We start from the raw sequence: 18,159 nt of genomic DNA, 5'->3' as shown, positions 1-18,159 counted from the left end.
GGTGGCACGCGATGCCCCGTGTCTTTCCATCATGACCAATACCCCCCGGGGCGAAAACCGTACGATCACGCCACTGATCACCGCCGGTCACGCCGACCCGGCGAAGTGGACGCCAACTCGCCGATGGCGACTTCCAGTTCGGCCCTCATCTTCGGATCGTCGTCGACGGACACCACGGCGTCGAACAGGTCCCACAGTGTCTCGGGGTTCCGCCGGGCGAGTCCGCCGAGGATGTTGACGACGTCGGTGCGTGCGCTGCTGTGGCGGCGGAGTACCGCTGTGACACGGGGGTTCAGCGCGGCGACGACCGTCTGCCGCTCGTCCGGGTCGTGCATCAGGGGGTAGGCGAGGAGGGCCTCCACCGCCCGCTGCAACGCGGCGAGGGGGCGCGGCGCGGCGGGCGGTCCGGCAGGGGGAAGAGTCTCGGTACGGTCGGGGCCCTGAAGCCGGATCTCGGGATGCTGAAGAGTACGGCCCTCTTCCCTGAGGGCCGCGATGCGCGCCCGAACGGCCGGAAACAGTTCCTCCGGATCGGGCGCCGCGGGCAGAACGGCCGCCCGGTCGGCCAGCAGACCGAGCAGGACGTCGGAGAACAGCCCGGTGGCACGGACCGGGTCGTTGGCCGCCGCCCTCCCCCGCCCGGCGGCGCGCAGCACGGTCTGCCGGTGCACGTGGTCGGGCCGGCCCACGGGCAGGGCGTCGGCGGGCAGTGCCTCCCGGAAGGCGAGGTCTTCCTCGAAGGTCTCGCAGGCGTCCACGATCCACATCTGCTCGCGCAGACCGGGCACGGCGTCGCCCGCGTACCGGGCGAGGGCGGAGTCCAGGTCGATGCCCACCTTGTCGTCGACGCCCGCGTCCGCGCAGAACAGCCGGAGCCGCCCGGCCCGGTCCAGCACACCGTGCCCACCCCACCACACCCACAGCAGGTCGCCCTGCGCCGGGGACAGTTCGCGGACGAGCACCCGGCGCAGCGTCGCCCGGTCCGCACCCCCGTACGGAACGTGTGGGTCGTACGACGGCAACGGGGCCAGGTGCAGGCGCAGTTGCCGCCCCGGCACCCCGGCGTCCCGCAGCAGCCGCCAGAACCGTACGGCGTCCCGGGCCGGCCCGGGCAGCCGCCAGGTGTCCCCGGCCTCGTACGCCTCGATCCCGACGACGAGGGCGTGCACCCGGGCCGGATCGACGGACGGCATCGGCCCGGTCACGGCAGCCGGTCCACGATATGGCGGTACACGGCGGGGTTCGTCCAGTAGGCGCTGTGCGCGGCGGGGAACGGCTGGCCGCTGTCGACGGCGACATCGGTGACGCGGCCCGGGAAGAGGGCCGCGCCGAGATAGCCGAGCAGATCGCGCGGGTCGTACAGGTTCAGCCAGGCGGGGACGTGCGACGGCAGGGGCGCGGGGTGTTCGAGGGAGGGCAGGGAGCCCGACTCGTAGAGGAAGGGCCCCTGGGAGCCGGCCGTCACCAGGAGCCCGACCTGCGGCAGTGGCGCGGAGATCAGCGTGTCGAGGGCGATGATGCCGCCGAGGCTGTGGCCGACCACGGCGACGGGCGGCTCCAGGCCGGCGACGAGGGTGCGCAGACCGTCCCGGAAGGCGGCACCCCGGCTCAGGTAGCGCAGGATGTCGCCGGCGGTGGGGTGGGCGGCCTCGGTGAGGGCACGCCGACGACGCTCGACGGCGCGCGCGGCGACTGCTCCCGCCGTCCGCAGCAGGGCGGAGCGCAGCCCTCGCTCCGTGCCCCCGGGCGGTGCGCCGAGGGCCTCGGCGATCCGGTCGGTGGCGGCGTCACGGGTCTCGCCGACCGGCACGAGCGGGGAGTCGGCGTCGAGGGCGTCGGCGATGAGGCGGGCGGTCAGGGAGCGGGCGGCGAGACGGGCGAGGTCCGCCGGGTCGAGGGCGTCGGCGGCGGGGCCGAGCAGGGGGTGGGCGGCCAGGCCGGTGGCGGCGCGGGCCAGTCCGGGGCCCAACTCGGGGAGGGACGCGCCCCCTTGGGCGGCGAGTGCGGCAAGCAGCGCCCGTATGTGCTGGTGCGGCGGTACGGAGCCGGGCGGGCGTTCGACGGCCGGGCCGGACCCGGCAGCGGCCAGGGCCAGTTCGGCGTACGGGTCGGCGTAGAGGGCGGCCCATGCCGCGGTCGCCTCGTCGGTCGGGGCCGGCCCCGCCGGGCCTTCGCCGAGACCGCGCGTGGTGCCGGACAGGGGCGGCAGGCATGCCCCGTCGGCCGCGAGCGTGGCACCGTGTGCCGCTCCCCAGGAGTAGGGCACGACGCGAAGCCCGTCGCGCCGTGCGGCCAGTCCGGCCGTCACACGTCCCACCAGCGCCGAGTGGGCGGGCTCGCGAACCCCGGTCCCATGGACGAAGACGACCGCGGTCATGCGCCCCCCGTGACACGACTGTCCTTGTGAAGTCAACTTACCAGCATCACACGGAAGTTGAAGCCGGGCAAACGGACGAGGCCCGCCGCCCGGGAGCGTTCCCGGGCGGCGGGCCTTCGGCTGCCGGCGTCACATGGGCATGGGAGCGATGTCGCACTCGATGCGGCGACGCTGGCGGGCGGCCTGAAGCCAGGGGTGGTCGGTGCGCAGCACCGCGGCGAAGCCGTCCACCGCCTTGCGCTGGAGGATGTCCGCCTCGTCACCGCGCCCGAGGCCCCGCAGATCCAGGGCGAGGTTGGAGGTGCAGGACAGGGTGAGCGGGTGGTCGTCGCCCGCCACCTCGGTCAGCAACGGCAGGTTGGCGGAGTCGATCGCGCGCGCCCGCTCGAAGTCGAGCCGCGCGTACGCGGTGTTGGCCTGGCCGATGCCGACGGTGAGGGTGATGATGTGGTGCGCTCCGACGGTGTCGCTGAGCCGGCGCGCCACGTCGTCCTCCAGCTCCTGCGCGGTGTCCAGGGAACCCAGGGCCCGCTCGGTGGCGGCCAGGTTCGCCCTGGTCACCAGAGTGTGCGCATGGTCCCCGCCGAGACGCCGCACCAGCCTGCTCACGGTGGACTCGGCGAGTCGGAGGGAGCCTTCCAGGTCCCCGGCCAGACGCCGGTCGACGCAGACGTTGGTCGCCGTGGTCAGCGAGTCCATGTGCTCGTCGCCGTAGCGGGACTTGAAGTTGCGCAGGGTCTCCTCGGCGAGCTTGGCGCCCTCGGCGAGGTCTCCGTCGCGGCGGCGGCAGACTCCGAGGTCACGGGCGATGCGCAGAGTCAGGGGGTGCTTGTCACCGAGCGCGGTGAGCGCCCGGCGGTAGACGTCCTCCTGCCATTCGCGCGCCTTGGGGTACCAGCCGGCCTCACGCGTGTCGATGCCGACGCAGTGCAGGGTGTTGAGAGTGAAGAAGCTGGCGTCGCCGAGCAGCATGTCTCGCTGGCGGGCTGTCTCCTGGTCCAGCGGCAGCGCTTCCCTGAACTCCCCGCACAGTCTCAGGTCGACACCCCAGCTGTGGCTGCTGCGCAGGGTGGCGGGATCATCGGGGCCGAACAGCGAACGGGCCAGTTCGGTGGCCTCCTTGCCCAGGTCCCGCGCCTCCTTGAACCGACCCTGGTACCGGCGGGCGTCGGACATCTCGCACAGGGAGTCGATGAGCTCCTCGGGCTCGACCTGCACCCGGCGGGAGACCTCCAGCGCCTTCTCGGTGAGCGGGATCGACTCGGCGATCTGGCCGACCTGGCGCAGCAGGAACGCGAACCCCTTGGTCATCCGGATGACATAGACGTCCTCCTCGCCCGATGCGGCGAGCCAGGCGCTCCATGCCTGCCGGCCGAAGGCCGCGGCGTTCTCGTGGTCGCCCCAGTAGTAGAGGAACCACATGGTGTCGTAGACCAGGTCGCGGACATAGGGGTCGGTGCTGGTCACCGCCTGGGAGGCGAGGACGTGCGGGAGCAGCGCCTGATAGTCGCGCCACCCCTGGGAGGCTCCGTAGGAGCCCCGGTTGGCGGCGGACAGCAGCTGGTGGGCGGCGTCCCGCATCCGCTCGCGTTCCTCCTCGCTCAGCTTGGCGAGAAGCACGGTCTGGAGCAGGCGGTGCATCTGCAGGGTGCCCGCGCGCGGGTCGACCTTGATCAGTGAGAACTGGCTGAGGTCGCGGATGGCCCGGTTCAGTTTGATCGGCTCGCGCAGCATCGGATCGATCTGCGGCGTGATGTTGAGGCCTCGGCTGCTGCGCAGAATCGACCGCGGGATCGGTTCGGGGGCCATGCTGGCGCAGATGTCGAGAAGCTGACGGGCGCCCGGGTTGTTCTCCCTGATCCGTTCCAGGGAGATGTCCCAGGCGGCGGCGACGGAGACCGGATAGTCGGGACTCCGCTCGATCTCGAGGATCTCCGGGCTGCGCTGGGCGAGCAGTCCGAGGTACTCGTCGACCTCCATCCCGGTGACGCCGAGCCAGGCGCCCGCCTGTTCCACGGCGAGCGGCAGGTCGCCGAGTGCTTCGGCCAGCCGGTCGGCGTCCTCCCGGGGCAGGTCCTGGGCACGCTTCTGGAGCAGCTCGATGGACTCGTCGCGCTCGAAGACGTTCACCGGCAGCGAGGTGGCCACCCGTTCCCAGCCCCGGTTCCGGGAGGTGACGATGACCTTGCCCGGCCCGTTGTGCGGGAAGTAGCCCCGCACCGCCTCGATGTCCTCGGCGTTGTCGAAGACCAGCAGCCAGTTGTCGTACGGCGTCCCCGTGCGCAGCGCCTCCAGTACGGCGGGCACGGCGGTGTTGGCCGCCGCGGCGCCCATGCTGTCCTGACCGGACGGGGCGACGCCCAGCTGGGAGGCGAGGGAGGAGAGCGCGGCCAGGATGAGACTCTCGCGTTCGGCGGGGATCCAGCAGATGATCCGGTAGTCGCGCTGGTGGGAGTAGATGTACTCCAGGGCCAGCTGGGACTTGCCGACGCCGCCGAGGCCGTGCAGGGCGTTGGGCAGCACGGCGGCGGTGTCCTGGGCGGCGAGCTGCTCCTCCACGGCCCTCAGCAGCGCCTGGCGGCCGACGAACGAGGTGTTACGCATGGGGACGTTCACCAGTAGGGCCGGCGTTGCGGTCGTGGTGCTCTGCATGAGCGGCTCTGCCTCCGGGGTCTCTTGTCGGTGCGCGCCGGCCGTCGGAGACGACACGGACTCTCCAGTCAGATCGGAAATTTCCGAATCGGGGTCACTGCCCGCTGGGCTGGATGGAGTCGTTTCGCCCGGGTTATTCACCTCTGGGGGTGGCTGGGCGGGCGTACTGTTCTCCACCGGTACGGCTGCAGCGGGCGCGTTCCTGGTCAGATTCGGTTCGATGCGCCTGGCCCGCTCGGAGTAGGGCCCCGAAAGGGCTCGCATCACCGCCAGTTCGCTGCGGACCCAGCCCCCTTCGGAGGGGTCGGGCAGCCTGGTCCGCAGCGGGTCGTGCAGGGCGGCACGGAGCGCGACGCCGCGCTCCCCGGCAGCGGGCAGCTCGCCCACCACGCTGACGGTGCGGGCGAGCTGGCTGCGCGTGGTGGTCGCGAGCAGCGCCTCTCGGACGCCATCGGCGAACTCGGGGCGCCCCTGACCCGCGCCCTCCCAGTCGATCAGACCGCCCATGAGGATTTCGGCGAGGTGATCGGGACCGGTCTCCGGCATGACGCGTCGCCGCAGCTGCTCGACGAGGTCGAAGTCGAAGGGGATGGCGGCCAGTTCGGTGGCGAGCCGGCGGGCGGAGGGGGTGGCGAGGCTGAAGAAGCGTCGTACGGCGGTGGTGGCGGCGCGCGGGAGGCGCGGGGCACGCAGACCGGGAGCGGGCGCGCCCTTGCTCAGGGCTCCTGCCAGCACCACGGGCAGCGAACGCCGCACGCCGCGCCCGCCGGTGACCAGATCGGACCAGGCCGCGAGGGAGGCGGGTTTCAGAGAGAGCACCGGGACGGCGACGGAGCCGTCGCCCGCGTCGGGCAGGGGCCGCATCGGGTCGGGGCCGCCCGGCGGCGCCCAGTGTCCGAGGCTGTCGTTGGGGGCGCCGAAACCTCCGGCCTCCAGGACGACCGGGTACGGGTAGAGCGAGCTCCGGTGGCGCAGATGCGGCGGCAGCAGATGGACGAGGGCGGTGGGGCCGGCGTGGGCGAGGCGGCCGAGGAGTTCGTCGGCGGCGGTGGCGGCCCAGCCGTGGGCGAGTCCGTCGGTGACGACGAGGAAGATCCGGGTGCCCCGGCCGTCGAGCAGTTCGGCGGGGTCGATGACGGCCCGTCCGGTGGGCCAGCGCAGGGTGGCGGTGCCGGTGCGGGGGACGGTGGCCCGCAGCGTGCGCACGCTGCGGAAGGCCCCGCTGTGCTCGGCGGCCCGGGCCAGGCGTGCGGCGCTCTCCTCCCAGATCCGCATCGTGGGCGCGTCGTCGAGCAGCAGCACCAGATCGAAGGCGGAGACCCGGGCGGGCCGCAGGAACGGCATCCACAGTCCGTCGACGAGGCCCTGTTCGGCGGTGGTCTCCTCGTCCAGCTCCAGGCTGTCGCGGGACGGGATGCGGCGGGCCAGGTGGTGCAGGGCGCGGGCGAGCAGGGCCGTGACGCGGCCGGGGCCGGACGGATCGGGTTCGGCCCGGGGCAGCAGCGGTGGCCCGAGGTGCAGGGTGGAGCGGCCTGCGGGGTGGGGTAAGAAACGGCCTGCGGCCTGGGTACCGGTTGGGTCGCCGGTGCGGGTCGGCGCGGCGGCGGCGCGGCTCGCCGGTGACGGCTCGAGGGGAGCGTCCTCGTCGTCGGCCGCAGGCGGATCCTGGGGTGCGTCGTCGGCCGCCGGCGGATCCTGGGGCGCGTCGTCGGCCGCCGGCGGCGGGGGCCGCAGTTCAGCGTCGGCGTCCTGCGGGCCCGCGGCCTCCACGGCCGCGGAGGGCGGCGCCTCCTGGGCCGCGTCGCCTGGACCGCCGTACCGGCTCCGGTGGGCGGCGAGCCACACCGCGTCGGCGAACTCCTGCCAGCGCGGTACGAAGTGATCGGGAGCGGCCGGGAGCCGGTCTCCGTGCTCGCTCGCCAGCACGGAGGGCTCGGGGTACACCGAAGGAGGCGACGACGATCCCGATGCGGGATCCCCGTCGCCCGGTCCGGATGCGCGCTCCCGGGTCATCAGCGGCCCTTCGCGAGGTCGCGGAGCAGCAGTTCGACGAGCTTACGCCCGTCACCGTCAGCCTGAAAACCACCCGCAGTAGTCATCTGGACAGCGTTCAGCAACTGGTCGAGGGAGTGCACGCCACCCGCCTGGACCCGCTGAACGAACAGGTCGACGAGGTCTTCGGTGCCGCGCGGCCTGAGCCCCAAGTGCCCTTCCACCATGGCCAGTAGTTGCTCCCGGGTGGGGGTGTGCATCTCCATCGGCAGGCAGCGGCGCCGGAAGGCGGCGGGGAATTCCCGCTCCCCGTTGCTGGTGATCACCACGACCGGGAACTCCCGGCACTCGACCCGCCCGTTCCGCACCGCGGCCCGGCCTCCCGGGTCGCTGGTGTGCACGCTCGCCGCGTCGGCGGCGTCACGTACCAGCTCCGGAACCTCATAGCTTCCATTCTCAAGAACGTGCAGCAGGTCGTTCGGCAGGTCGATGTCGCTTTTGTCGAGCTCGTCGACGAGCAGCACCCGGGGCCGTTCATAGGGCAGCAGGGCAGTGCCCAGCGGTCCCAGTGTAATGAACTCCCCGATTACCGGCGCAAGTTGACGATCCCTTGACAGAGGCGCCGGGTTGACGGTCTGTTCGCCGTCTTCGTACACCTGCTCCACCTGTGCCGCCTCGCGCAGTCCCGCCTGCCAGGCGGCGATGGCCTGGGCACGGCCCATGGCGTCATGGACGTACAGGCCGTCGCGCAGGCTGGTACGGCTCACGATGTTCCATTCGAGCACCCGGCCGAGCCCCATCTCACGCGAGATCAGATAGGCGAGCGTCGACTTGCCGACGCCAGGAGGGCCGGTGATCAGCAGCGGGCGGCGCAACAGCAGGGCGGCGTTGACCGTCTCGATCTGCTCCTCGTCGAGCTGGGGTGTGAGGCCGCCGGGCCCCAGGCGGCGCATCGCGGCCTCGGCGTCGTCCGCGGGTGAGGCCTCGGCCGGGCCGCCCCGGAACCTCCGCCAGGGCGGCGGGTCCGGCAGCACGGGCGGGGCGTCCTGCGGGCGTCCGGTGGCTCGGAAGACCCGCCAGTCGTCCTCGGTCGTCCGTTCCTGTGCGCTCATGCCGAAGCCTCCTAGCTCAGCTGGCGAGATCGCCGGGGTCGGTGGTCTGGAAGTCGACGACTCGCGTGGGGTCGTCCCACAGGAATCCGACGTTCCGGGCCAGGTACTGGACCGCGTCCTCCGCGCCGCTCTCGGCGTTCAGACGCATGCGGTGAATGACGGAAGGAAGCTGCATGGGCATCGCGACGGCCGCGAAGACCGCGGTCACCACTTCGCGCCTCTCCTCTGTGAACACACCTCTGCGGTCCCAGACGGCCAGCCCGATCCCCTCCGCTATCGCCGCTTTGAGCGCCGCCAGGGCCGGCCCTCCGGTCGGCGCGTCCAACAGCACTGCCGTACTTCTTGATTCCCCGGCGAGCGCGATCTGCCACGCGCGCGGCCGCCGGGCGTCCGCCTCTCTCCAGGCATGCACCGTGACCCCATGCTGCTTCAGAGCGGCCCAGCGCCGCTGCCACTGCTGCCGGACCACGGCGTTGTCCGTACGCATGCGTTCAAGGCTGCGTAGATGAACCCCGTACCTCAGGCCGAGCGGGGTGGGCTCACCGTCGCCGATGGCGAACGTCAATCCCGCCACATCGTGGTTCATCAGATCGTACGGAAGGAGGAACTCTATGTACGCAGGCGGCTCCCGGAGCCCGCTCGGGTCCGGCTCGCGCGGCGCCAGCCAGAGTCGGGTGCCGTGCCGGAGGGCCTCGTCCACCGCTCGGCCGAGTTCGGGCAGGGGGATCGTGCGGGGCTCGCCGGGGCGGGGGTCCCAGCGGCCGGGGGTCGCGTTCGTCCAGGTCCGCACGACCACGTCCGTGCTGCCGTCCTGGGCAGGTTCGACGGCGACGACAAGGGTGCGGGGCGTGTCGGGTGACCACACCACCGCGGCGCGTCTGTCCCGGCGCTTCGCCAGCTCCGCCGTGAGGCCGGCGCGTCCGGCCCAGTCGTCGGCCCACGCGGTCAGCGCGAGACGGTGATCGACGGTCCGGGCCAGACCGGCCGCGTGGTCGAGGAGGAGGACGGCCGGCGGCAGGCCGTCCTCCTGCACGTTCCATTCGAGCAGGTGCGCGAAGAGTTGCTCGGGGGTGAGTCCGTCGGGCAGGTCGAGGCCCACGAGTTCCTCGGCCAGCCCATCCCGTAAGCGTGCGGCGGGCAGGTCACCGCGGGAGAGCGCGACGCGGGCGCTCTTCTCCTCCTCCTTGGACAGCGGTCCGGCCAGGACCGGGGCCGGAGCGATCAGCCGGTCGACTTCGTCTCCGGCCGGGGCGCCTTCCAGGATGCGGACCACCCCGACAAGTACGTGTTCTCCGCCCGCCACGCTCAACGCGGCGGTCACCAGACTCACCACATCCTCACGGAGCCTGACACCGCGTATGTCCACCTGCCGGTGGAGCTGGCCTCCCAGCAGACCGGCGAACTGCACCCGGCTCGGCGCGTCCTCCACGCAGCTCAGCTCGCAGAGGACCTCGGTGAGCTGTAACAGCAGCTCGAATTCCGCTCGATGTGTGGACTCGCCGCCGGACCCGCCGGGCGCCGCACCTGTCTGCACCGACTTTCCCCCTGAGTCGGTTCACCTGCATAGACCGACCAGCGAAGTTAGCACGGCAACCAACGGTTCACCAGGGACTGTTGGGAAGCCACGGCTCACAACCGCGGGTCCACCGGCTCCGACTCCAGGGCCAGTACACCGAACACCGCCTCGTGCACCCGCCACAGCGGTTCGCCGTCGGCCAGCCGGTCCAGGGCCTCCAGGCCCAGGGCGTACTCGCGGATCGCCAGGGACCGCTTGTGGTTGAGGAACCGCGAGCGCAGGCGGGCCAGGTTCTCCGGGCGGGTGTACTCGGGGCCGTAGATGATCCGCAGGTACTCGCGGCCGCGGCACTTGATGCCGGGCTGGACGAGACGGCCCTGGGGGTCGCGGACGAGTGCGCCGATGGGCTTGACGACCATGCCCTCGCCGCCGCGGCCGGTCATCTCCAGCCACCAGTCGACGCCGGCCCGGACGGATTCCGGGTCGGCGGTGTCGACGTACAGCCGCCGGGTGGTCCGGAGCAGGCCGCTGCCGTCGTGCTCGACGAGCCGGTCGAGCAGGGCGAGCTGCTCGTCGTGGGGCAGGGCCGTGAGGCTGCGGCCCTGGACGGCGAGGATCTGGAACGGCGCCAGGTGCACGCCGTCCAGGCCGTCCGTGGTCCAGCAGTAGCGGCGGTACGCCTCGGTGAACGCGGCGGCGTCGGCGGACCGTTCGCGGGTGCGGGCCAGCAGGCCGGTCACGTCCACGCCCCGCGCGGCGGCGCCCTCCAGCGCGGCCCGTGCTCCCGGGAGCACCGCGCCGGAGGCGGCACCCACGGCGGCGTACTGCGACCGCAGCAGCCCGGACGCCTTCAGCGACCAGGGCATCAGTTCGGCGTCCAGCAGCAGCCAGTCGGTGGCCAGTTCGTCCCAGAGGCCGGCCTCGCCGATCGCGGTGCGCAGCCGGTCGAGGATCTCCGAGGTGAGGGCGTCGTCGTCGAGGAACGGGCGGCCGGTGCGGGTGTAGAGGGACCCGGTGGGGCCTCCCCCACTCTCGGCTGCGCTCGAGCGGGAGGTACCCCCACCGCCGAAGCGCCTGCGGGCCGTCTCCGCGTCACGGCACACCAGGGCCACCGCCCGCGATCCCATGTGCTTCTCCTCGCACACGACCCGCTCGACACCGTCCGCCGCGTACTGCGCGAAGGCCTCCACCGGGTGCTCCAGGTAGCCGTCGACCTTGCTGGTCGCCGTCGGGGCCATGGTGGGCGGGAGGTACGGCAGCAGGCGCGGGTCCACCGCGAAGCGGCTCATGACCTCGAGGGCCGCCGCCGCGTTCTCCTCGCGGATCGAGATCCGGCCCTGGTGCCGGGTCTCCACGACCCGGCGGCCGTGCACGTCCGCCAGGTCCAGCGGACGGCCGTCGTGCCCGCCGGGGGCCTCGCTGCGCAGCGGCTTCACCGGCTCGTACCAGACGCGCTCCGCCGCTACGTCGACCAGCTCGCGCTCCGGCCAGCGCAGCGCGGTGAGCTTGCCGCCGAAGACGGCGCCGGTGTCCAGGCAGATGGTGTTGTTGAGCCAGGTGGCCTCCGGGACGGGGGTGTGGCCGTAGACGACGGCGGCCCGGCCCCGGTAGTCCTCCGCCCACGGGTAGCGCACCGGCAGCCCGAACTCGTCGGTCTCCCCGGTGGTGTCGCCGTACAGGGCGTGGCTGCGGACCCGGCCGGAGGTGCGGCCGTGGTACTTCTCGGGCAGCCCGGCGTGGCAGACGACCAGCCGGCCGCCGTCGAGGACGTAGTGGCTGACGAGGCCGTCGAGGAACTCCCGTACCTCGGCGACGAACTCCTCGCTCTCGCCCGCCATCTGCTCGATGGTCTCGGCGAGGCCGTGGGTGTGCTGGACCTTGCGGCCGCGCAGGTGACGGCCGTACTTGTTCTCGTGGTTGCCGGGCACGCACAGGGCGTTGCCGGACTTCACCATCGCCATGACGCGGCGCAGCACGCCCGGGCTGTCGGGGCCGCGGTCGACCAGGTCGCCGACGAAGACCGCGGTACGGCCCTCGGGGTGGACCCCGTCGGTGTAGCCCAGCTTGCCGAGCAGCGACTCCAGTTCGGCGGCGCAGCCGTGGATGTCGCCGACGATGTCGAAGGGGCCGGTGAGGTGGGTCAGGTCGTTGAAGCGCCTCTCGGTGACGATCGTGGCGTGCTCGACCTCGTCGACGCCCCGCAGGACGTGCACCTTGCGGAAACCCTCGCGCTCCAGGTGCCTGAGGGATCGGCGCAGTTCCCGGGTGTGGCGCTGGATGACGCGGCGGGGCATGTCGGCGCGGTCGGTGCGGCCCGCGTTGCGCTCGGCGCACACCTCCTCGGGCACGTCGAGCACGATGGCTATCGGCAGGACGGCGTACTGCCTGGCCAGGTCGATCAGCTGGCGGCGGGCGTCGGGCTGCACGCTGGTCGCGTCCACGACCGTGCGGCGTCCGGCGGCGAGGCGCTTGCCCGCGATGTAGTGCAGGACGTCGAAGGCGTCCTTGGTGGCGCCCTGGTCGTTCTCGTCGTCCGAGACGAGGCCGCGGCAGAAGTCGGACGAGATGATCTCCGTGGGCTTGAAGTGCCTGCGGGCGAAGGTGGACTTGCCGGAGCCGGAGGCGCCGACGAGCACCACCAGGGAGAGGTCGGTGACGGGCAGGACCCGTCCCTCGCGTACGTCGGTCATGCCGCCTTCGCCTCCTTCGGGGTGGTCAGGGTGAACACGGCCATCTGGGTGGGCGGCCCCACCTCGGGGTCGTCGGGGCCGACGGGCAGGAACGCTGCCGTGTATCCATGGCGTTCGGCCACCGAATCCGCCCAGGACCGGAACTCCGCCCGGGTCCACTCGAAGCGGTGGTCGCCGTGCCGGGCGTGGCCGGCCGGGAGGCTCTCCCAGCGCACGTTGTACTCGACGTTCGGGGTCGTCACGAGGACCGTGCGCGGGCGGGCCGAGCCGAACACGGCGTACTCCAGGGCCGGCAGCCGGGGCAGGTCGAGGTGCTCGATGACCTCGCTGAGCACGGCGGCGTCGTAGCCCTTGATCCGGCGGTCGGTGTAGGCGAGCGAGCCCTGGAAGAGCTTGACGCGCGCGGCCTGCCGCTCCCCCATGCGGTCCAGCTTGAGCCGCCGGGAGGCGATGGTGAGCGCCCGCATCGAGACGTCCACGCCCACGATCTCGGTGAACGCCGGGTCCTTGAGCAGGCTCTGCACCAGCTGGCCCTGGCCGCAGCCAAGATCCAGGACCCGGGCGGCCCCGGACGCCTTGAGCGCGGCGGTGACGGCCTCCCGGCGCTGTACGGCCAGCGGGGTCGGCCGTTCCTCGGTCTCGGTCTCCGCCTCGACCGCGTTGTCGATCTCCTCGACCTCGCTGTCGTCCGTCTCGGCCAGGCGCACCAGTTCCAGGCGCTCCGTCGCGGCACGGGTCAGCGACCAGCGGCGTGCCAGGTAGCGGCTGGTGATCAGTTTCTGCTCCGGGTGGCCGGGCAGCCAGCCCTCACCGGCGCGCAGCAGCTTGTCGACCTCGTCGGGGGCGACCCAGTAGTGCTTGGCGTCGTCCAGGACCGGGAGCAGGACGTAGAGGTGGCGCAGGGCCTCGGCGAGGGTACGGTCCGTGGACTCCAGTTCGAGTCGGACGTAGCGGGAGTCGCCCCACTGCGGGAACTCGGTGTCCAGCGGCACGGGTTCGGCGGTGACGGTCCAGCCGAGCGGCTCGAACAGGCCGCGTACGAGGTCGGGGCCACCGCGGGCGGGCAGTGCCGGCACCTCGATACGCAACGGCCGGGGTGCGGCGGGCAGTTCGGGCCGGGCGTTGCAGACGCCCTTCATCGCGCTGGAGAAGACGCTGCTCAGCGCCACGGCGAGGAGGGAGGAGGCGGCGTACGGGCGGTCGTTGACGTACTGCGCGAGTGCCGCGTCCGGGGCGCCGCCCCGGCCCTTGCCCTTGCCGCGCCTGACCAGCGCCACGGCGTCCACCTCCAGCAGCAGCGCCGCCGTGCAGCGCTCGGCGTCCGCCTCGGGGTAGAGGACGTGGGCCGTGCCGTAGGAGGTGGAGAACACCTGCGCCTTCTCGGGATGCTTGTGCAGCAGGTAGCCGAGATCGGTGGCGGGGCGTTCCGGAGTGCCGGTCGTGGTGATGGTCAGAAACACGATGGTGAGCCTCGAAGTAGGGGCTGAACTGCGGATCCACTCACCGTACAGAGGGAACATCGGCAGCATCCGGGAATTTTCGCTAGCCTCCGGTCGACCGGGCGTTCGAGGGAGGATGTGCGACTGTGGGCACCATCGACACCAGCAAGCCCCATTCGGCGCGGATGTACGACTACTTTCTCGGTGGGAAGGACAACTATCCGGTCGACGTGGCGGCGGCCGAGCAGGTGACCTCGCACTTCCCGGCCGTGAGCGCGATGGCGCGGACCAATCGCGCCTTCATGCACCGCGCCTCCCGGTTACTGGCCGAGCGGGGCATCCGCCAGTTCCTCGACATCGGGACCGGCATCCCGACCGAGCCGAACCTGCACCAGATCGTCCAGGGGATCGCCCCCGACGCCCGGGTGGTCTACGCGGACAACGACCCGATCGTTCTCCGCCACGCCGAGGCTCTGCTGCACAGCGCGCCGGAGGGAAGGACCGCCTATGTCCAGGCCGATGTGCGGGACCCCGGAAAGATCATCGCGACGGCCCGGGAGACCCTCGACTTCAGCCGGCCGGTCGCACTGTCCCTCGTGGCCCTGCTGCACCTGGTCGCGGACGAGGACGAGCCCCGCCGGATCGTGCGCGAGCTGCTCGAACCCCTGGTTTCCGGAAGCCACTTGACGCTGTCCCACGCGACAGGGGACTTCGACCCGGAGACCTGGGAGCGGGTCGTCGAGGTGTACCGCAAGGGCGGCACGGCGGCACAGGTGCGCGGCCTCGGAGAGTTCTCGGAGTTCTTCACCGGCCTGGAGCTGGTGGACCCCGGTGTGGTCCTGGCCGCACGGTGGCACCCCGAGCTCGGCGAATCGCCGGGAGGGGACGGAGGCGAGGAGATCCCCCTCTACGTGGCGGTCGCCCGCAAGCCCTGACCGGGGCCCGGCGGATCGCGCTCCACGGCCCGATCCGCCGGACGGCCGAGGTGCCGTGCCGGCCTTGGAGCCTGTTGCCGGACCAGGGTCGGCCGCGCACTGACCATCAGGAGTTGGGGTCACCAATGGGTCGACCGGTTTGGCTGACTGGGGAGGGCGCATGGTTCGGGGCCGTTTGCTGCGTTTGAGGGTTGCCGGGTTGGTGTGTGTTCTCGCTGCTGGGGCCGGGTGCTCGGGAGAGGAAGCGTCGACTCCGGGGGCGGCAATGTCTGACGAGGCTCGGTCCTACCTGTCCACCGCGTTGACCGTCATGGAGGACAACGCACTCCGCCGCGATGATGTCGACTGGGCTGAGGTACGGCGAAGAGCGATCAACGAAGCGGGCAGCGCGCAGCGTCCTGGCGATACCTATCGGGCCATTGAGGCGGCCCTGGGCAGATTGGGAGACGGGCACAGCGGCTTCTACGACCCGAAGAGGGCGAAAGAGCTGCACGGGGACGAGCAGATCCGCAACCCTGTGGAAGGGCGGGCGTTGGCCGGCCGGATGGGGTATCTGTCGCTCCCCGGCGTCCAGGGATCTGAGACGGTCATCCAGCAGTACGTGCGGGAGGGGCGAGATGCCGTGGCAAAGGCCAGTCGTCCGAACACCTGCGGCTGGGTGATCGACCTGCGCCGCAACCGCGGTGGCAACATGTGGCCGATGCTTGCCGTCGTGGGACCGATCCTCGGTGACGGCGACGTCGGGTCGTTCGTCGATGCGGACGGCAAAAGGACGGTGTGGTCCATCGAGCAAGGCAGCCCTCGTCTGGACGGGGAATCCACCGGCTGGGGAACGAGTCCTCCCGTTGGCGGCGGATCCGCCCCTGTCGCGGTGCTCACCAGCCGTTCCACTGCAAGTTCCGGGGAGGCGGTGACTGTGGCGTTCCGCGGGCGCCCTGATACGCGCTCCTTCGGCGAGGACACCACAGGCGTCCCCACCGGCAACGCTCAGCATCGACTGTCCGACGGGGCGATCCTCAACCTGACGGAGGTGATGGATGCCGACCGCACGGGGCGTGCCTACGACAGCCCCATTCCGCCTGACCAGCCAGTCGTCGCCAACCTCGGGCGCGGGGGAAGCAAGGATCACGTCTTGGAAGCGGCAACGCAATGGTTGTCCGAGCAGCCCGGCTGCGCGTAGGCGAGAGCCTGGTCAAGCGACAGTCCCCTCGTACTGCCGGTCATCGACGAGGGCGACGTTGGCCAAGAAGCCGTCCTCGCTGGGCGAGAACAGCGCCGCCCGCAGAGCCTCCCAAGCACCGTCTGCCGAGAAGTCGGTACGCACGACGAGGGCTTCCAACGTGCAGGGGAACTGGCTCATTACGTGGACAGTACCGCTGACCCGGCGAATCAACCCGGTAGCAGCAGATATTGACGGCTAGGCCTCACGGCTGTTCTTCAGCTGAACCGGAATAGAGGGTGCCTCATGAGGTGGGGCGGACGAGTCGTTCGCGGGACAGCAGCCGTCCCTACCGCGGCGCGGTTCGTGCTGTTCCGGACAAGGGGTCCCACATGACCACGCGGCTTCCTCGCTGCCTCCGCGGCGAGTGCAGGTGGGCTGACGAGCGAGGCACGGAGAAGAATCTTGGGTTGGAGGGCAGCACTTTGGCTGTCTCGCTCGATCTGGTGATGTGAAAGTCGCTTGGGGAAGTTGGATGGGATGGCTCGGCTGGCTGTGGCCGCTGGCAGTGGAGCCCGGCACCTGGGTCGTGCTGTGTCTGATCGCCGCTGTGGCGGCCGTCGAATCAGCCTTGGCTGAACGGCAGCGCAGGACCACGCTGCTGGCGCTCGTGCGTCATGCGCCCTCAGGCACGGTGGTCGTACAGGAGGAGGGCAGGGGCGGACCGGGAATGAGAGTCCAGATCGGCAACCCGTCACAGGTGGAGCGGAACGAGGAAAGCGGGTGACCCAGTCGAGCATCACGAAGGACACCGCAGACCAAGTCGCGGCCCTATGGGACCGGGAGGCCGAGGGACTTGTCCGATACACCACTGTGATCACCAACAACACCGCAGAAGCGGGTGACCTGGTCAGCCGAGCCTTCGAGGCGGCCGCACTGGCCTGGTCCACGGTCGGACCGCGCGAACCGGAGGCGCAGCGAGCATGGTTACGCCGGACAAGCAAGAACATGTGGATCGACGGCATCCGGCGCTCCGAGAATCTCAGCAGGCTTCAGCCCGCACTAGCCGCGCGCTACCACCGTGCTGCGCTTGACCCGGCAGATCTGGCTCTGTTGCGGCTGGCGGCGGATCACTGCCTACGCGTGATCAACGGACTACCGACAGCACGCAGGCGCATCGCCGTGCTGTACTTCTTGGAGGAGCACACTCAGTCGGCAATCGCCGAACTCCTTGAGATAGCGCCGTCCGGCGTCCGTAAGCACGTGTCCGAGGCCCGCCGAAGACTCCGAGAAGAGCTCGGGCCCTTCGTGGATGACCGGCACAAGGCGCCCACTGGACTGCGAAAGGAGGCGCGCGCATGAGCAACCAGTCCCAGCACGGCCGCTCCAACGAGCTGGACGCGGGTATCGGCCACGCCCTGCAGCAAGCCGAGTCCGCCGTCAGGGTGGATACAGCCGACCTCGACAGTCGGCGTGAGGCGTTGCTCGACTGGATGACACAGCGTGTGGAGAGGGATCCCGAGTCGCCTCCCGACGGAGCGCAGTCAGGGTCAGCCCAGAAACCGGGCGAGGAGTTGGCAGTTTCCGAAGGCATCCGGACACGCTCTCCCCTTCGGCCAGGCGCGTCAGGTCGGGTGCTTGTCGTGGACGACAACAGAGTCATCCGGCAGCTGATCAGGGTCAATCTCGAGCTGGAGGGGTTCGAGGTCGAATCTGCCGCGGATGGTGCGGAGTGCCTGGAGGTCGTCCATCACGTAAGGCCCGACCTCGTGCTCCTCGACGTCGTGATGCCCCGGCTGGACGGGCTACGCACTGCTGCCCTGCTGCGGGCCGATCCCCGTACCCGTGATCTTCCCATCGCCATCGTCAGCGCCTGTACGCAGCACGAGGTCGAGGCCGGTCTCAAGGTCGGTGTCGACGCGTTCCTGGGCAAACCCTTCGACCCCCGCGAACTCGTCACCCTGGTACGACGATTCACCAGGCCGCAGGGGGATCGCGCCGGGAACCCCGAGCACTCAGAAGCCCAACACGCTCAGCACTCAGAGAGGGCCGCGGTTTCTCACGGCCGAAGCCGGTGAGGCCCATCGGGCCGCGCCCACGCCGTGGACACGTCAACGTTCAGAACAGCGTCACGGTGACGCTGTTCTGAACGCTCACTGTCGCTGCCGCCAGGCCCACGTCCGGCACTTCGGCGAGCAGTGGACAGCCCTCGCCGGATGCTCCACTCCCGGCGTCTACCGCGCCCCGCACGACAGACACTCCGCCGTATCCAGGCTCTTCCGCAGGG

Annotated in this window: 13 protein-coding genes; 5 read left to right on the top strand and 8 right to left on the bottom strand. The window is 71.2% G+C overall.

Annotation, left to right across the window (positions count from 1 at the left end):
* Window positions 1–77: 77 nt before the first annotated feature.
* The 7 genes from ACIBK5_RS20900 to ACIBK5_RS20870 all read right to left on the bottom strand — a co-directional run bounded on the left by ACIBK5_RS20900 (window position 78) and on the right by ACIBK5_RS20870 (window position 13,799).
* Window positions 78–1,205, bottom strand: a complete 1,128-nt coding sequence (locus ACIBK5_RS20900) for a caspase family protein (RefSeq protein ID WP_399021371.1) — start codon at window positions 1,203–1,205, stop codon at window positions 78–80.
* Window positions 1,202–2,377 carry a hypothetical protein gene (locus tag ACIBK5_RS20895; RefSeq protein WP_399021370.1) on the bottom strand — a complete coding sequence of 392 codons (1,176 nt, stop codon included), beginning with the start codon at window positions 2,375–2,377 and terminating at the stop codon, window positions 1,202–1,204. The genes ACIBK5_RS20900 and ACIBK5_RS20895 overlap by 4 nt, the downstream gene beginning before the upstream one ends.
* A gap of 129 nt (window positions 2,378–2,506) precedes the next feature.
* A complete protein-coding gene (gene fxsT / locus ACIBK5_RS20890) occupies window positions 2,507–7,042 on the bottom strand; it encodes an FxSxx-COOH system tetratricopeptide repeat protein (RefSeq protein ID WP_399021369.1) in 4,536 nt (1,511 codons plus the stop codon).
* Window positions 7,042–8,133, bottom strand: coding sequence for an AAA family ATPase (locus ACIBK5_RS20885; RefSeq protein WP_399021368.1), 1,092 nt, complete (start codon window positions 8,131–8,133; stop codon window positions 7,042–7,044). Before ACIBK5_RS20885 ends, fxsT begins: the two co-directional genes overlap by 1 nt.
* A 16-nt stretch (window positions 8,134–8,149) precedes the next feature.
* The gene (locus ACIBK5_RS20880; RefSeq protein ID WP_399021367.1) at window positions 8,150–9,667 is read right to left on the bottom strand and encodes a hypothetical protein; all 1,518 of its coding nucleotides are present in this window, start codon (window positions 9,665–9,667) and stop codon (window positions 8,150–8,152) included.
* Window positions 9,668–9,762: 95 nt separating this feature from the next.
* The gene (locus tag ACIBK5_RS20875) at window positions 9,763–12,339 is read right to left on the bottom strand and encodes a polynucleotide kinase-phosphatase (RefSeq protein ID WP_399021366.1); all 2,577 of its coding nucleotides are present in this window, start codon (window positions 12,337–12,339) and stop codon (window positions 9,763–9,765) included.
* The gene (locus tag ACIBK5_RS20870; protein WP_399021365.1) at window positions 12,336–13,799 is read right to left on the bottom strand and encodes a 3' terminal RNA ribose 2'-O-methyltransferase Hen1; all 1,464 of its coding nucleotides are present in this window, start codon (window positions 13,797–13,799) and stop codon (window positions 12,336–12,338) included. The genes ACIBK5_RS20875 and ACIBK5_RS20870 overlap by 4 nt, the downstream gene beginning before the upstream one ends.
* A 164-nt stretch (window positions 13,800–13,963) precedes the next feature.
* Here ACIBK5_RS20870 and ACIBK5_RS20865 point away from each other — a divergent pair, with 164 nt between their 5' ends.
* Entirely contained in the window at window positions 13,964–14,713 is a 750-nt protein-coding gene (locus ACIBK5_RS20865; protein WP_399021728.1) for an SAM-dependent methyltransferase, read from the top strand.
* Window positions 14,714–14,978: 265 nt separating this feature from the next.
* The gene (locus ACIBK5_RS20860) at window positions 14,979–15,893 is read left to right on the top strand and encodes a S41 family peptidase (RefSeq protein ID WP_399021364.1); all 915 of its coding nucleotides are present in this window, start codon (window positions 14,979–14,981) and stop codon (window positions 15,891–15,893) included.
* Between the two features lie 12 nt (window positions 15,894–15,905).
* On the opposite strand, the gene ACIBK5_RS20855 is transcribed toward ACIBK5_RS20860, so the two are convergent.
* Entirely contained in the window at window positions 15,906–16,073 is a 168-nt protein-coding gene (locus tag ACIBK5_RS20855) for a DUF6924 domain-containing protein (protein WP_399021363.1), read from the bottom strand.
* 334 nt (window positions 16,074–16,407) lie between these two features.
* Here ACIBK5_RS20855 and ACIBK5_RS20850 point away from each other — a divergent pair, with 334 nt between their 5' ends.
* The 3 genes from ACIBK5_RS20850 to ACIBK5_RS20840 all read left to right on the top strand — a co-directional run bounded on the left by ACIBK5_RS20850 (window position 16,408) and on the right by ACIBK5_RS20840 (window position 17,950).
* A complete protein-coding gene (locus ACIBK5_RS20850; RefSeq protein WP_399021362.1) occupies window positions 16,408–16,659 on the top strand; it encodes a hypothetical protein in 252 nt (83 codons plus the stop codon).
* On the top strand, window positions 16,656–17,234 hold the full coding sequence (locus tag ACIBK5_RS20845) for an RNA polymerase sigma factor (RefSeq protein WP_399021361.1): 579 nt from the start codon (window positions 16,656–16,658) through the stop codon (window positions 17,232–17,234). The genes ACIBK5_RS20850 and ACIBK5_RS20845 overlap by 4 nt, the downstream gene beginning before the upstream one ends.
* 272 nt (window positions 17,235–17,506) lie before the next feature.
* Window positions 17,507–17,950 carry a PleD family two-component system response regulator gene (locus tag ACIBK5_RS20840; protein ID WP_399021726.1) on the top strand — a complete coding sequence of 148 codons (444 nt, stop codon included), beginning with the start codon at window positions 17,507–17,509 and terminating at the stop codon, window positions 17,948–17,950.
* Window positions 17,951–18,159 lie beyond the last annotated feature (209 nt).

The organism is Streptomyces sp. NPDC050546, from assembly GCF_044457425.1.
In the GTDB taxonomy this organism is placed as follows: Bacteria; Actinomycetota; Actinomycetes; order Streptomycetales; family Streptomycetaceae; genus Streptomyces.
The sequence above is the reverse complement of the archived record's forward strand: the minus strand, read 5'-3'. Positions and strand labels throughout refer to the sequence as shown.